This is a genomic window from Mycobacterium sp. 360MFTsu5.1 (assembly GCF_000383495.1).
Classification (GTDB): domain Bacteria; phylum Actinomycetota; class Actinomycetes; order Mycobacteriales; family Mycobacteriaceae; genus Mycobacterium; species Mycobacterium mucogenicum_B.
This window is the reverse complement of record NZ_KB911470.1, coordinates 258,915-273,913: the sequence shown is the minus strand read 5'-3', so window position 1 is coordinate 273,913 and position 14,999 is coordinate 258,915. Positions and strand designations below refer to the sequence as shown.

Annotated in this window: 12 protein-coding genes; 1 reads left to right on the top strand and 11 read right to left on the bottom strand. The window is 63.6% G+C overall.

Annotation, left to right across the window (positions count from 1 at the left end):
• The first annotated feature begins 922 nt into the window (after positions 1-922).
• Positions 923-3,472: an AfsR/SARP family transcriptional regulator gene (locus H289_RS31060; protein ID WP_196810060.1), complete on the top strand. Its 2,550-nt coding sequence runs from the start codon at positions 923-925 to the stop codon at positions 3,470-3,472.
• Positions 3,473-3,576: 104 nt separating this feature from the next.
• Here the strand turns inward: H289_RS31060 and H289_RS0122225 are convergent, their stop codons facing one another.
• The 11 genes from H289_RS0122225 to H289_RS0122165 all read right to left on the bottom strand — a co-directional run bounded on the left by H289_RS0122225 (position 3,577) and on the right by H289_RS0122165 (position 14,794).
• A complete protein-coding gene (locus tag H289_RS0122225) occupies positions 3,577-4,125 on the bottom strand; it encodes a phage tail protein (RefSeq protein ID WP_020103037.1) in 549 nt (182 codons plus the stop codon).
• Positions 4,122-6,083, bottom strand: a complete 1,962-nt coding sequence (locus tag H289_RS0122220) for a putative baseplate assembly protein (RefSeq protein WP_020103036.1) — start codon at positions 6,081-6,083, stop codon at positions 4,122-4,124. The genes H289_RS0122225 and H289_RS0122220 overlap by 4 nt, the downstream gene beginning before the upstream one ends.
• 1 nt (position 6,084) lies before the next feature.
• Positions 6,085-6,531: a GPW/gp25 family protein gene (locus H289_RS31055; protein WP_020103035.1), complete on the bottom strand. Its 447-nt coding sequence runs from the start codon at positions 6,529-6,531 to the stop codon at positions 6,085-6,087.
• 51 nt (positions 6,532-6,582) lie between these two features.
• The gene (locus H289_RS0122210) at positions 6,583-8,331 is read right to left on the bottom strand and encodes a VgrG-related protein (protein ID WP_020103034.1); all 1,749 of its coding nucleotides are present in this window, start codon (positions 8,329-8,331) and stop codon (positions 6,583-6,585) included.
• Positions 8,332-8,344: 13 nt separating this feature from the next.
• Positions 8,345-9,109: a CIS tube protein gene (locus H289_RS0122205; RefSeq protein WP_020103033.1), complete on the bottom strand. Its 765-nt coding sequence runs from the start codon at positions 9,107-9,109 to the stop codon at positions 8,345-8,347.
• A 2-nt stretch (positions 9,110-9,111) separates the two neighbouring features.
• Positions 9,112-9,543, bottom strand: coding sequence for a phage tail protein (locus H289_RS0122200; protein ID WP_020103032.1), 432 nt, complete (start codon positions 9,541-9,543; stop codon positions 9,112-9,114).
• 12 nt (positions 9,544-9,555) lie between these two features.
• Complete coding sequence (locus tag H289_RS33160; protein WP_155944219.1) at positions 9,556-11,283, bottom strand: hypothetical protein; 1,728 nt, start codon at positions 11,281-11,283, stop codon at positions 9,556-9,558.
• A gap of 894 nt (positions 11,284-12,177) precedes the next feature.
• The gene (locus H289_RS33475; protein WP_020103028.1) at positions 12,178-12,336 is read right to left on the bottom strand and encodes a hypothetical protein; all 159 of its coding nucleotides are present in this window, start codon (positions 12,334-12,336) and stop codon (positions 12,178-12,180) included.
• Complete coding sequence (locus H289_RS0122175; RefSeq protein ID WP_231388100.1) at positions 12,333-12,626, bottom strand: phage tail assembly protein; 294 nt, start codon at positions 12,624-12,626, stop codon at positions 12,333-12,335. The genes H289_RS33475 and H289_RS0122175 overlap by 4 nt, the downstream gene beginning before the upstream one ends.
• A gap of 142 nt (positions 12,627-12,768) precedes the next feature.
• Entirely contained in the window at positions 12,769-13,218 is a 450-nt protein-coding gene (locus tag H289_RS0122170; protein ID WP_020103026.1) for a phage tail protein, read from the bottom strand.
• Between the two features lie 31 nt (positions 13,219-13,249).
• Positions 13,250-14,794, bottom strand: a complete 1,545-nt coding sequence (locus tag H289_RS0122165) for a phage tail sheath family protein (protein WP_020103025.1) — start codon at positions 14,792-14,794, stop codon at positions 13,250-13,252.
• Between the last annotated feature and the right edge of the window lie 205 nt (positions 14,795-14,999).

The window sequence follows — 14,999 nt, the reverse complement described above, 5'->3', positions numbered from 1 at the left end:
CGCACTGAACAGAATGCCCAGAACCCCCAGCTGCGCACGCACGCCCTCGTCGAATACCACCAGGCCTGGCGACGACAGAAGCAGCCGACATCGTCGATACATCCCGACCTGCAGCCGCAAAAGATGGGGAATTTCTCCCCATGCGCACAAGGCCATGAGCCGTCGATAATTGCCCGTTGGGGCAGGTCGATGGTCTCGCCATGGCCTGTACAGACCTGCGGAAGGATGGCACGGTGCACCACGATCGCCGACGCGAAGGCATCGGGTCGTGGCGCGCCATCGCGAGTAGCTACCAAGACAACGAAGTTTGCCAGCTGCACCGCCAGTGTCTCCATCAGCAGCGTCAGCCAGACAGCGATTAGCAACTACAACACTATTTGCTAATTCAGACGCGCAGGACATGACAGGACTTGGAGGATTCAACGTGTCGTTGAACAGATTCCGCAGAATGCCTGTCTGGTGTTTCGGCGACCCGGCGGTCACCGAAATGATGTCCGGTGATGACCGAAACGCGTTGGTCGGCTCGCCATAGGAACCGGATCGGCGACCACAAATGGGAGTTCCGAGACCGCATCAGGCGCACACAATCCGGGTCAATGACGACCCGCCGGGTACCGCGAACGCACCGCGCGAAATGATGCTCGACTCCGTCTTGCAGGAGAAGCTGCGCGCGCCTGAGGCACGGGGGCTGATGCGTGAGCGGCTCGAGCGACCCCTCATGTCCGCCGCCCCGGGAGGCCTGAATGTGGTTGTCGCCCCAGCAGGGTCCGGAAAGACAACACTGCTCGCCCGTGTCGCCGCACAGATACCGATGCCGGTCGGCTGGTACCGGGTCACCGCCGATGACGCTGCCGAAGAACGCCTCGTCGCCCACCTGCGGCGCGCTGTTGCGCCGATCACGGAGTTGGCCAACGCCACGTCGATGACCGACGTCCTCACCGGACTGGACCGCTGGAGCGGGCCGGCGGGCGCCCTGATTCTCGATGATCTGCACGAGATAGCCGATACTCCCGCAGAGGGAGCGCTCGAACGCCTCGTATCCTTGCGTCCCCCACGTCTACAGCTCATTTTTGGTTCACGCCGAGTGCCTGGCGTCAACATTCCCCGGATGCGGGTTTCAGGATCAATACAAGAGATCGGCAGCGACGATCTGCGCTTCCGGTCTTGGGAAGTCGAGGAACTGTTCGCGTCGGTGTACAACCAGCCACTTCGGCCTGAAGCTGCAGCGGCCTTGACCCGGCGCACCGGCGGGTGGGCTGCGGGGCTCCAGTTGTTTCATCTGTCGACCGCGGGCCGCACCGTCGCCGAGCGCCATCAGGCAGTACTCGACCTCGCCGGTCGGTCGAAACTGGTGCGTTCGTACCTGACCCGCAACGTACTCGCCGAGCTGGCCGAGGATCGTCGCGAGTTCCTGGTGAAAACCTGTACATTGGGCCGACTTTCGGGCGCAACGTGCGATGAGCTGCTGAACACCAAGGGAAGCCACCGGATCCTGGAACAGCTCGAGGACTCCCAGCTGTTCACGTCTACCGACGACGGCGGTTCGTTCTACCGCTACCACGAAATCCTCCAGACCCATCTCGAACTCGCCCTCGTGGAGGACTTCGGAATCGACGAGGCCCGCGCGCTGTACCACCGCAGCGGCCAGATTCTCGAGGCGTCCGGCGATCTGCGTGCGGCAGCCCGCGCCTATGCGAAAGCGGGCGACTGGGCGGCGCTCAGCGAGTTGGTCGGCAGCGACGGCGGTAGCGGTATCGACGCCTCGCATATGGACGACGACCATCTGCTTCCCGCGAGCACCTGGCACCACGACCCCTGGCTCGCTTTGGCGAACGCGCGACGACTCGTACGAGAAGGTGCTCTCGAGTCCGCCGCCAACGCGTACAAACACGCGCAAAGCCTTTACGAGGAACCCAATTTCCACCAACTCTGTAGTGACGAGCATCGCGTCGTCACCATGTGGCTACCTGGCGATGGCGGTCAGAGCCGAATCGATCGGTCGCCGGCACAAAACCACTGGAGTGCGTGGCTGCGGGCAGCCGTCAAGCATGCGCCGGATTTCACGATCATTGCTGAACCCACAGCCGGCCACGACAGCCGAGCGCATCTGTGCTACGCCCTCGCAGCAGTTCTTGCGGGCGAAATCGACCGTGCCCGAACGGCTCTGACAGCGATTTGCGACACAGCCACCGGTGATTCACTGGCAGCGATCGGTGCTGAGCTGGCGCTCGCAGTAATCAGTGTGCTGATCGGCGATTCCGAACACACGCAGTCAAGATTCAGTGACGTCGCCGCCAAGGCCGAACAGCAGGGACTTCCGTGGATCGCCCGGCTGGCCAGCGGATTTCACCGAGCCGCTTCCATCTCACCGGAAAACGTGGCGTGGTGGTCGAGAAGCTGCCGCGGCAACATCGCCCACTGCGAGGAAGTCGGCGACGCGTGGGGGGCGGCACTGCTCACGGTCGCTGTCGCGATCAGCGGAAAACAATGCGGGTACGCGGCCGCCGACAACGAATTCGACTCGGCAGCAATAAAATTTCGCGATCTAGAAGCACCGCTTCTGCAGTTGTGGTGCCAATTGCTGCCCCTGCGCGGCTCGGCCGAGGAGGACGCGCTACGTCGCATCGTCGAGAACAGCACAGCGGTGGACGCACGCGGCGCCCACAGGCTGGTATCGGCCATGATGGCGACGCGGAAGACGGACACCGCCGGGCCGCCCCCCGTTGACGCGGCTCTGGCAACACCACGACACGTGGCCGTCGACCCCGACATCACGCCATCCGTGACCATCAAGTGTTTCGGAAGCTTCCAACTCATAATTGACGGTCAGCTGCTGGACCTCGCCGCGCTGCGCCCGCAAGCACGCAACATCCTCCAGTTGTTGTCCCTGGCACCGAATCACGACCACCGGTGCGAATTCCTGGAAGACGTGCTGTGGCCGGGCATCGCGCATTCAGTTGCGTCGCATCGCCTTCAAGTGGCGATATCGAGTGTGCGGAACGCAATGGACCCGTACGGGATCACCATCGAACGTACCCGCGAGAAGTACCGAATGTCGTTGCCCGACAATGCGACGGTCGACGTCGTGGCGTTCGACGAGCTGCTGTCGCGGGCCTCGGTTACCGCAGCGCAGGGCGACGTCGGCGGCCGAATCGCGGCACGGGAAGAGATCCTTGGTCTCTACACGGGTGATCTGCTGATTGACTTCCCGCCCACCGATCATGTCGACGCCGAGCGATGCCGGTACCGGCGTGGTGCGGCAGCCGCCGCCGCAGCACTCGCCGCCGACTACCACGCACTGGGCGAGAACGACCTTGCCATGAAAGTCGCCCGACGGTCAGTCGAACTCGACCCCGAGGATGAGTCCGCGTGGCTGCTGATCGCCGATCTGCATGACGCCGCCGGCGATCGCGTCGGCGCGGACCATGTTCGCCGCGAACACGCCCTGATCCAGGCTGATCTGGGGGCTTGAGAGCCAGCCGATTTCCCGCCGCGCCCGTCTGCACCATCGCAATTCGTTGGATTACCGGGCCTTTCGACACTTTCATACGAGCTACGCCGGATCACTCCGCCAAATCAGCCGCGCCGCGCCGCGACAACTTCGATCCGATGTGGCACATGCGCAGGTTTGGTGGAGCCGACCAACTCGTCGAGACGACGACGGTCAATGGCACCGGGATCGTCCACGACAACCAAGACCAGCAGATCAGGCACCGGCTCCCCACCCGGCTCAGAGTCAGGGGTGACCGACCACGTCGTCGCGCCCGATTCCACGATCTCGACATCGACGTCGAACGCCGCTCTGACAGCATCGCGGATACTTCGCGCATTACCGCGCTCCGCCAGTACGGCAGCACCCATCTCGATGCACGCTCGTTTGCGCTCCGGACCGCCTTCGTCGCTCAACGTCAAACCGATCCAGCCGCCGAGCCAGTCGAGCATGTCCTCGGGCGCGGTGCGCGCATCCAGATACGCCGGAAAGCAATCCAGAATCGCGAAGATGGGCGCCAGTACATCATCGAAGGAAGCACACAGCTGTTGGGCGAAGAAATCCCCCAGATACACCGACGGCAAAGTATCGCCGAGCGGGTGCGGAGTGGCCAACGCCGGGAACTCGCCGCTCATAAGATGCGCAACGACGGTTTGAGCGCGAACACCAGGCCGTTTCGCGGAAGCATCAGCCGCGGTACAGGCTCGTCAGCGGTCGCTCCTGTGGCAGTGTCGGCCTCAAACAATTTGAGGTCGACTTCCTGGCTCAGATCGACCCCACCAACCCAGGCCAAGGCAGCTGATACCTCGTGGGGCTGGACGGCCCGACCCAACGGCCAGCCCTGTCTATCCGGCCCGCCTTTGAGGGGATGAAACAGTAGGTTCAAGGCTCGAATCACATTGTCGCGCAGATGTTCCCGATCGAATCCGGGCAGCGCACTCAGCCGAACAGCGATCTTGAGCCCACGGTAGACCGGGGGTTCGATCACGAGCCGCGTGCCGACAACGCGCCGTTGATCGAGATATTCGGCAACCCGCCGCACGGTATCTGGCAGCGGGTTCAGGTCGTCACGGCGCACCTGCTCGAAGGCGTCGCTGGCCACGTTCGGGACCACCAGCACACGCACCACGCCGGCCTGACTTTCGTGCGTGGCGGTGAGGCACTCGGCACGGCCGATCTCAGGCGCCACTTGCAGAGTGAGTTGCTCGAAATCCTTCGCCGTCACCGCCTTCCCGCGCGTCTGTAACAACAGGGGACCGCGGGCCTTGACCTCGTCGATGGTCTCCGCGTCGGCGCCACCCACCGCAGCCCGTCGGTTCTGCACCCGCGAAACATAGGGCACGCTCGTCTTGAGTACCCGAATCTGGCCGATACTGACGTTGCCCTTCCTGCCGCCGCCGGTCCGGTACGCGGTCATCCGCAGAATCGCAGATTTCGGCGGAATGGCACCGTATTGCTTTACCGTGCCGTCACCTTCACGGACCGCGGGACCGAACTGCACCTCGCCACCGACCTGACTGATGGTGAAGCACGGGGTGGATTCGTCGGCTCCGGCGAAATTGTCGACCTGGTGCCATTCGGTGGTTCCGTTACTGTCGGTCACCGTCAGCGCGGTGCCGGTCCACGGCAACGCCGGCTGCTCCTGCAGTGCCAGACGTTGTCCCGGGGTGCCGTCAGAATTACCCAAGACCTCGTCACGAACGACGCGCGCGTGGATGATCCGGGCCGTCCCACCGACCGTGCATGCGCTGATAGAGGTGATGAGAGGCGATTCCCGATACGACGGCCGAAGCGGTGACTTCTCGAGCAGCCGGCACCGCAGCCACCCTTTGGGCAGGCCGCTGATCCCGGCAGGCGTGCCGTGGCTATGTCCTCGTGGCACATGAAGGATGACATCGCCCGGGCGGTTGAACGCGCGGGTTTCGTCACGCTCGACTTCGCAAGGCTCCCACGTCGATCCCCCGGTCCAGGCTTCCCACACATACGGCGGATTGTTCGGGTCGACACCCACGCCCGAGACCCGGCAGTCGAATCGTAGGAGCACCGCGCACGACGGCACCGCGTCACTCAGCCCGATCAACAAGGCGTCGCCTGGGGCCGGAGTGGCGGAAAAACTGGTGAACGCGGGGCCCGACCCGTCATTGCGGCGCTCGATGGCCTCGGCGCCCTGCGCGACCGTCGCCACCCTTCCCCGATCCAGGGAACACGGAATGATGTCCAATTGCTCGGTTGTCGAAAACACAATGGGCTCTTCGACATCGGTGCGGTCGGTGCTCACCTCGGTCTCGGCCCGGACCGTCACCACCTGGGGCTGGGGTGCCGCCAGCCAGAACGTCACTTCAGCCTGAGCGGCACCCGGCGGCCGCAACTGGAGGCCCAGGAGGTCCAGGAATTTGATGTAGTGACGATCGGGAACCCGGTTCAATCGATAGATCAACTGGTCGACCATCATCGCGAAGGTTTCGATCAGTGTTATCCCGGGGTCCGAGATATTGTGATCGGACCACTCGGGGCAGCGCAGCCGCACGAGCCTGCGCGCGTCGTCCACCAGTTCCTGAAACGTCCTATCGTCCAGATTCGGCGCCTGCAGCATGTCACAGCCCTCCCGAGTCCAGTGAAGAAAATTCCTTGCCAGCAACATGTTTGGGCTCGTCTGGAATGACGTAGAACGGGAAGACCAGGTTACGTTCGTCGTTATCGCCACGGATCACGTAGACCACGTCGATGTAGAACGTGCCCAACTCGGCCTGATCGAATCCGACACGGACGTCCTCGACATCGATACGGGGCTCCCACCGGACCAGAGCGGCTCGCACATCGCTTGCGATTGCCGCAGCCGTTACCGCGTTTGTCGGAGAGAAGAGGTGATCCTGCACGCGGCAACCGAATTCGGGACGCATCGGCCGCTCCCCCGGCGACGTACGCAGGATGATCTCGATGGCCTGCTCGATGTCTCGTGCCTGGGTCGCCAGCGCCACCCGACTGGTCGCGTCGACGCTCAAGGGAAAGTTCCATCCCGCACCGATGAAATCCGCAGACATGTCGTCAATCCCTCTTCCCGGGTAGCGCTGGTGGCATCATCTCGGCACCCTTTAGTTGATCTGGACGGTGGTGCCCTGCACGGTCACCGGTCCGGCAGTCTTCAGCTCCAACTGCCCAGCTCCTCCCTGCACCGAAACTCCCTGTTGTGCAGTCATCTTGATCTGGCGGCCCTTCATCTCCAGATCGCCGGACGAGGATTCGATGACGATGCCCTTCTTTCCGTCGATCTGTACCGTGCCATCGCTGTGCACTGTGATCTTGGTGCCGACCGCATCCAAGGTGACTCGCAATTTGCCATCGCCGGTCTGCACGTCGATGCCTTCCGTCTTGCCGCTGTCATCGAGGACGTCGATACGGTGCCCATTGCGGGAGATGAACGATCGGCGGTTGATGGCGCCCGAGCCCGAGTCGACGACGGCGATGCCGCCGCTCTTGGGTTTGTCGACCCCGTTGAACAAGCCGCCGATCACGTAGGGGCGCGCGGGATCCTGCTGCTCGAACGCCACCAGAACCTCGTCACCGACTTCTGGCACCACCATCGCGCCACGGTCTTTGCCGGCGCCTGCCTGGACGGTGCGGGCCCAATCACTGACATAGTCGTCGGAAAGCCACGGAAAGGTCAGCTTTACCCGGCCCTGATGTTCGGGGTCGTTGACGTCACTAACCTGCGCGATGACCACCCCGCCCGCCGTCCGATCCCGACCCGCTGCGCCGGAGGCCAGACCGTACAGGCTGCGCTCCTGGCGACCGGTGACGGCGAATGCGCAGGTGTATCCGGTGGTCGGCTCGTAACGATGCCGCACCGTCGTCAACGTGTACTTGCCGTCGAATGGTTTACCGGCGTGCTCGATGCTGATCGCGACGTCGGGGCGGAGCTTTGGATTACCCCTTGCCACAGCGTCGATTTCGGCAAACGAGCTGCCGATTTCTTCGACGAGTGCTTTCACAGCGGTATCGGCCTCAGATTGCTTTCGATACGCGATATCGGAGGCAACGTATTTCGGGTTGCCGAAGGGCTTGGCCATGGCCGCCGGGTCCGCCGAGTCCAGCTTGACGCTCTTGGTACCTGCCTCGGCGGTGCTGACGATCTTCTTCTTCTGCGCGATGTCCCAACCCCGGACCTCGACCTTGCCGACCTGCTCGGCCGCAGTGATCACGGCGCGGAATCGCAGGATGTCCGCACCCAGCCGCAGGACAAGCGGATTGGAACCAGCCTCACCGGATGCCGAGGGCGCCGTGTCAGCGGTCTCGCGGGGCCCGAAGTCGAGCTTGTTGTCCCGCACGGCGACTTCATATCCAATCTGCTTGGCCATGCCTTCAAGAAATTCCCAGTCGGTCTGTCCGCACTGCCCGATGTGGTCGTGCACCGTCGAACTGGACTTGACCTGGCCAGTCGACAGCCCCGCGCGCTGAGCTACCTTCTTGACGGCATCAGACGCTGTGGCCTGTGTGTAGGACTCGGTGTGCCGCCCCCGGAACAATCGGTGCGCTGGGTCGTATCCCCTTATCACAGTGAAGGATCCGGTTGCGTCAACCTCGGCTTCCAATGAAGTCACCTCGGCCGAAATCAGTTTCTCCGGCGACGGAGCGGCATCGGTGGTGACAGCGATCTCGACCTTGGAACCGATCTCGACCCCGGACTTTTCAACGACGATCCGGCCAGGATCGCGAAATCGCAGCATGAACGCATCGGGCAGTCGCAAGCTGCAGTCGACGTAAGCCGACACCAACAGTGCAGCCGCTTCACCGGGCAGGTCACTGCCGGCTATCTTGACCACAAAGCTTGCGCTGCCCGGCATTCGAGTTACCGACCTACCCCAGCAACGATTCCATGCTGGGAAGCAGAACCTGCGCTCCGTTGGCGATGCGCATCGGATCATCGATCCGGTTGTAAGTAGCCAGCGGCCGCCATAACGCAGGGTCGCCGTACTCCCGATAGGCCACTAGAGCCAACGTGTCCCCTTCGATCATGGTGTGTGCGCGGTCGACCGCGAGCACACGCGAAGTGGGGTTCTGTCCGCCCTCCTCGGACGGCATCTCCTCCAGGTTCACTGTGCAGACTGCGCGAATGGGCACACCATTCGACGCGAACCGCGTGTATTTGGCGTTCACCTGCGTCACCACCGCCGGAAAGCTGGTGACGCCGCCCCATTTGAAGACCACGAGCGGCGGCATCGGATGCTTGTCCTTGCGGGTCTTGTCCAAGGGCACGCAGCAACCGAACAGCTTCTCCACCGAATCCACCACGCTGTCATCGGATTTCAGCGTCGAGTCGAAGAACATCTCCAACGTCATCTTGCACGCGTCGGCACCCTTGTACTCGGGTGGTCCGGCTTTCTTTGCCCCCTTGGCGGGTTGGCGTTCCCACTTGGCTGATTTGCTTATCGTGACTTCTTTGGGGTTGAACTGAAAAGTGATCTTCCCCAACGACGATCCGGTTGAACTGCCGCCTTTCGCCGACTGTGGTTCGAACATCTCCAGGCACGCGTGGTCGTGCGAAGCCCCCGAATTCAGGACCTTGGTCGACGACTGCTCGGCGGGGCTGCCCGAGCTCTTCAGCGCAATGGCGGTGCCCATGTCTAGGCTCCACCGTCAATGAAGCCATGGTGGGCGATTTCCAGCGTCTCGGTGAATACTTTGGGCGAGTCCAAGTTCAGCGAGGGTCCTGTCCAACGCACTGGTACGACGCCATTGAGAGACCATTTGGCGACCTTCTTTCCGTCCGCACTCAACGCCGAGATGACGGCGGTGATCGGCTCCACGCTGTGCAGCGCCTTGGTGATCCACTTCGTCAGCTTGGGGCTGTCTGGGCCGACCGGCCGGGTCAGTTTGATGTTGCTGTACTTCATTCGGGTGGGCAACTGCCAGACCATCATGTTGTTGCCGCCTTCTTCGCGCTGCTCGAGCACCACCTCCAGGCCCAATCCCTCGCAGCTGTTGAACACGCCGATCGATGTCTTGTCGATCTCGACGGCGAACGCCACGCCCACCATCAAATCGTCATCGGCCATCGGTTGTCCTCCTCATCGGTGCAGACCCATCAAGGCGCCGGCCCGCTCACGATCCAGCCAGAGCTCGGCCCGGAGCCGAGCTGCCAGCGGTTCGTAGAGTCGGCCGACAAGCTCATCGACCTCCTTCGGCGATGGCGCGTGCCCCGACGCAGCGGCGGCAGCCGGCGCGCCGGGCGTGGGTGCATCACCCTGGGGTGGTGCGTTCTCAGCTGCGGCCTGCACGACGGGGTCCGGCGCCGACTGCATTTCCCGTTGCGCCACAGGCGAATCGAATGTCACCGTCCGCACCGATGAACGTTCGCCGTCGACAGGCGTGTGCCGGGTGTCTGGTTCCGCCATGGGTTGGGCGAAGTCACCGAACATGCGTTGCAACGACATTGGCCGCGCACTGTCGGCGAGTACCTCGCGGGCACGGACAGGGGGCTCAGGCTGCTCGGTTCGTATCGGTGGAAGCAACACAATGCGCCCCGGTTCCACACCGCCGACCGTGCGCTGCGTGGTCAGTGGTGTACCTGGCACGGCAGTTGCGCCCGATGAAGCCGGCGGCTCACTGAATTGACCTGGGAGGTTCGCTGATTCGTCGGGCACAGCGCGCTGAATCATGGGCAATGCACTGGGCCGCGGCGCCGGACTGCTGATGCGAGCTTCCGGGAGACTTCGGCTTTGCGGCATACCACGGCTCTCCGGCATCACACTCCGCTGCGCGATCGGCGCCGCGATGCCTGCGGGGCGAGCTGGCAGGGTCGGCGCAGTCGGGATTACCGGGCTAGCTGCAAACCGAGCCGGCTCGGCATTGCCACCATCAGTCCATGGCTCGAATACCGCTGGTACCCAACGCGATCCCACATCAACCGGATCATCGGCCGGGGAGGGCGATGCGGATGCGGCCGGTGCTGCGACGGTTTCGAATGCACTTTCAGTGGGATCGATATGACTCGCTGATCGCTGAATCTCCACCGGCGCACTGAACCCCGTTGACGACCCGTCGCCGGGAAGACTTATCCCGGGTGCGGACGATGTCATCGCATTGCGCTGGTCGGTCTCGGCCACTGGCATGACGGCCTGCTGGATAATCGCTGCGGTATCGCCTGCGTCACCGGCCACGGAGCGTTGCACCGTGCTCATCACCGGCCCAGTAGAAACCGGCTCAATGGACCGTGGCTCAAAGGACACCGGTTCAAACGATGGAGTGGCGGAGCCTGTAACCTCTGGCGCCAACGGATCAGCCTGCACCGGCGGGCGAACGGACGCGGATATCGGTGGATTCGTGCTGGAGGCGAAGCGTTGCACCTTCGCGGGTGCCTCCGGCACATCGACCCGCCCCGCGGCCGCAGCCATCGAGCTTGAGTCGCCGATTTGGCTGCGCTGCAGTTCTTTCGCAACGGGCTGCGACTTCACCGGCACGGCCGCGGAGATCGGCGACGGCGGGTTGTCGGGTGATGGCAGTGAGACCGTCGAATGGACCGCATCATCGGCACTCAGCCCGCTGAACCCGGCATCGGCGTGCGCGCCCATACTTTCAGGCTGACCCGATTCGATTACCGGCGCGGTGCGCGGTGTGTCGAGGACGGGTACATCGTCGGCCGCGGCGCGTTGAATGGCACTGGTAATTGGTTGAGCAACCACCGGATTGGAGGCCATGGCCTCATGCAATGTCTGGACTTGCGCGGGCTGTGACGACGGCGGGCTTTCGGTGTCGGTGACCGCCTGCGCTGTGCCAAGGACGGTGTCGGCGACCACTTCCAGGGTTGCACGCTCGGGCTGACCGAACTCGACCGCCGACGAGGGCTGCGACGCCTCCGAGTCGGCTGCGGGAGCAGTGCCGGCTGGCGAACCTGGGCTGACACGCGAAGGCGGGGTGACTGGAGCAGGCCCCGTCGCCGTATGGTCGACAGCCCGTTGAACAGCATTCGGTACTACGGGAGCACCTGCGGACCGCTCGACAATCGGCTGGACGGACGGGAGCTCGTGTTGCGCCGGTACCGGGGATTTCGCCGCACCTGAGTCGACGGGCGCAGCGCCGACCGATTCGACGTTCCGCTGCAATGCAGGCGTACCTGTCGCGCTTGCCACTCCGGATGCCGGCCGGCTGGGCTCAACGTGGTCGACAACGGAAACGATCCGCGGTGGTTCGGGGGCGACGGCCTCGACGAAAGACGTTGACGCAGTGGCATCGTCGACGTACAGGACCACGGCTTCATCCGCCATGAACGGCGGGGCAGGCGGAGGTTGCGGCGGCGACGGGGTGCCCAGCGATGCGCGCTGCGCATTCAGCTGCGGCATCCACCGGCGGGTTGACTGTGGCGCCGTAGACGGTGACGGCTCCGACTGCCGCTGCGCGACAGGGGGATCCGGCTGTTGTGCCATTCGCAGTACGGAGACGGGGGAACCTGTCGTCAACAATGTAGGCCGGTTCGGTGTAATCAACGCTGGGTCCTGAGCAGTCGCCAGGGATGACGCGAATTCACCTGGGCGCGCGGTGAGTTCGATCGCGCTGATGGTGCGTTGCACGGGTGGCACCGCGCGCCAGCCGGGCTCCGCGGACGCCGGCGCAGCCGACGAACCCGCGGTCGCGGGGGGCTCTTCCCCCGCGACCGGACGGGATCGGTGCCACGGCCACGTGAACGGCATTGCTCAACCAGCCTTTCCGCTCGCCAAGGCGAACTCCTTGACCAGACGTAGATACCGCTGACGATCGGAGTGCTCGAGGTCGAGCAGATCGTTCAGCGACCAGTGCAGGTGAAACGCCAAGTACGAGACCTCCTCGTGCAGTCGGTCGGCCCCGTACGTCATGATTCCCCCAGGCGACTCCCGGCGAAGTCGACGGCGAACTCGCTACCGCAGCTCGGGCATGCCACGCGGGCGTGAGTGTGGCCGTCGAGGTTGATGCGGCGGTAAAGGTCCTGCAGGAAGGCGAGATCCGAGGCGAACAGGTTCTCGATGACGCCGGCATGGATATCGTCGAGACCACCCAATTCCGTCACGACCCGGCTGATCAGGACCACCGACAGATAGTCGGCGTTCTCCCGCACCCGGTCGTCGCGCTGCGACACGAGTTCGTCGCGGGCAGTTGCCAGACGCATGACACCTTCGCGGTGTACCGCGCCGGCCGCGTCCACGAAACCCCGTGGCAGGACGAACCGAAACGCCGTCTCCAGTCGCGGCGCCGGCGATGAGTCATGATCCTGCGGCTCGGCGAGGGCCGCCGAGCCGCGGGAAGGACCTCTACGCACCCTCGGCTTCGATCTTCTCGTACGTCAGGGTCAGCTTCTCCGTCAGCACACTGGTGTCGCCGGCCTTAAGGCTGCTGAGCTCCAGACTCTTCGGCCAGGCGGCGGTGATCTTGTACCGCTTGACCGCGTTGCCCTCGTAGTCGTACACAATGATGGCCCCGCCCTTGCGGACGTCGGACATCTTGCCGAGCTGAGAGTCCTTGACCCACTTGTCGAAGCTGTGGTCATCGGTCAGTGGCCGGGTGAGCGTGCACTCGCCGGCCTTCCAACGACCCGGCAACTTCTTGATCTGGTACTTGCCGTCGTGGCTGTTGGACTTGTACTCGATGACGTCCTGCTCCATCTTGAGACCACTGACCTCGGTGATGCTCTTGATCTGGATGCCGTCGAACTCCAGACCGAATGAGTGGCCAACCGAGCTGTCATTTTCGGGAAGCGGCATGATCTACCTACTTTCTCAAGTGTTCATGGGGTTATTCGGCGACCAAGCTGGTGCCGCCGGAGAACTGCGACAAGCGGAAGATGACGAACTCGGCAGGCTTCACCGGCGCGACGCCGATCAGGCAGCACACTTCACCGACGTCGATCCCCTCGGTCGGATTCGTTTCGTCGTCGCACTTGACGAAGAAGGCATCGTCCGGCGTCAAGCCGAACAGCGCACCCTTACGCCACTCGTTCACCAGGAACGCGCTGATGGTGCGACGGAGCTTGGCCCACAGCGCGTGGTCGTTGGGCTCGAAAACGACCCAGTCGGTGTTCTGCAGGATCGACTCCTCCAAGTAGTTGAACAGCCGACGGATGTTGACGTAGCGCCAGGCCGGGTCGGAGGACAGCGTGCGCGCGCCCCACACCCGGATGCCGCGTGCCGGGAAGGCCCGAATGCAGTTGATACCAACGGGATTCAGCAGGTCATGTTCTTTGCGGGTGATCTGGGTTTCCAATGCGATTGCGCCACGGACGATTTCGTTCGCCGGGGCCTTGTGGACACCGCGGGTGTCGTCATTGCGGCCCCAGATGCCGGCGATGAAACCCGACGGCGGCAAGTATTTGTCGCCGCCCTTGGTGCTCACCCACGGCCAGTAGAGCGTGGCGTACTTCGAGTCGTAACGGGCTTTGTCGACGCGCCACTCTTTGATCTGCTGGGCGTTCAGCCCCGGCGGCGGATCGAGGATGGCCATCCGGTCACCCATGAGTTCGCAGTGTGCGATCATCGCCGTCTGCACCGACTGCACGGTGTCGAGGTCAATGGCTCCACGCTGGTACGCCGTCATCAGGTCCGGCATGCACACCATCGTGATCTCGTCGATCGCTTCGAGCCCCGAGACGCCTGTGCGGTCGGCGGCGTCGCCGATGTAGTCATCGCCAGTCAGCCGTGCAGGCATCGGGACCGCATCGGCAGGCGGCACCAGCACTACGTCTGCGCCCGCCTGCAAATCCAGGGCTGAGCGCCCCGAGATCTGTTCCAGTCTGATCACTTGGGATTCTGCGTTGACGACGGTGACGACGTTGGTCTTGCCGCGCGCAGTCGAGACGTCCATGTGCTCCTCGACGACCTTGCCGTCCTTCGAGACCACAAGCTTGATCGCCTTTGTCGGCTCCTGACCCTCGCCGGCGTCCTTCTGGTATTCGACGACCTCGACTTTGATGCTGTCCGCGGGTGCGGCAGGATCGAGTGCCAACACGCGCAGGTTGGCGAGCATCCCCTGTGGCACTGCCGCCGGGATCGCCTTCGGCGACGAGCCATTGCCGTTGGCGGTATCGCCGATCCGAACGATGTACGAATTGCCGCCACCGTTCTGGAAGTACGCGAATACCGATTCCGCCAAGCAGGCACCTTCGATGAACCCGCCGAACGTGGTCGTGAACTGCGTCCAGTTACTGATCAACGTGGGCTGGTTGAACGGCCCCTTCTCCGCCAGGCCGATGAAGGCAGCCACAGCCGTACCGACGCCCTCGATCGGACGCGAGCCGGAATCGATCTCTTCGACATAGACACCCGGTGACAGATACGTCGGCATGTGGCCTCCTCGGTAGGCACGGTGAGATTCGTGGGCTGACGACGATGCTGCGCCTTTAGACCGTTGCGCGGCAGGGGCTCTCGGACGGCCGGTTGGGCATCAATTTGTGCCCGTTGGGGCAGGTCCGGGCCTGCCATCGTCGCGCGTATCACCGACCGCCAGCCGAAGTGCCCGAACGGGCAACATCTCATGTCCGAACGCGTAG

Excerpts from the sequence above, each read along its gene's own strand:
- H289_RS0122205 (WP_020103033.1), bottom strand. The coding sequence starts at position 9,109 with ATGGGCACCGCCATTGCGCTGAAGAGCTCGGGCAGCCCCGCCGAGCAG.
- H289_RS33475 (WP_020103028.1), bottom strand. The coding sequence starts at position 12,336 with ATGACGTACGGGGCCGACCGACTGCACGAGGAGGTCTCGTACTTGGCG.
- H289_RS31060 (WP_196810060.1), top strand. The coding sequence starts at position 923 with ATGACCGACGTCCTCACCGGACTGGACCGCTGGAGCGGGCCGGCGGGC.
- H289_RS31055 (WP_020103035.1), bottom strand. The coding sequence starts at position 6,531 with ATGTCTGCGGATTTCATCGGTGCGGGATGGAACTTTCCCTTGAGCGTC.
- H289_RS0122210 (WP_020103034.1), bottom strand. The coding sequence starts at position 8,331 with ATGCCGGGCAGCGCAAGCTTTGTGGTCAAGATAGCCGGCAGTGACCTG.
- H289_RS0122200 (WP_020103032.1), bottom strand. The coding sequence starts at position 9,543 with ATGGCCGATGACGATTTGATGGTGGGCGTGGCGTTCGCCGTCGAGATC.
- H289_RS0122175 (WP_231388100.1), bottom strand. The coding sequence starts at position 12,626 with ATGCGTCTGGCAACTGCCCGCGACGAACTCGTGTCGCAGCGCGACGAC.
- H289_RS0122170 (WP_020103026.1), bottom strand. The coding sequence starts at position 13,218 with ATGCCGCTTCCCGAAAATGACAGCTCGGTTGGCCACTCATTCGGTCTG.
- H289_RS0122220 (WP_020103036.1), bottom strand. The coding sequence starts at position 6,083 with ATGCTGCAGGCGCCGAATCTGGACGATAGGACGTTTCAGGAACTGGTG.
- H289_RS0122165 (WP_020103025.1), bottom strand. The coding sequence starts at position 14,794 with ATGCCGACGTATCTGTCACCGGGTGTCTATGTCGAAGAGATCGATTCC.
- H289_RS0122225 (WP_020103037.1), bottom strand. The coding sequence starts at position 4,125 with ATGAGCGGCGAGTTCCCGGCGTTGGCCACTCCGCACCCGCTCGGCGAT.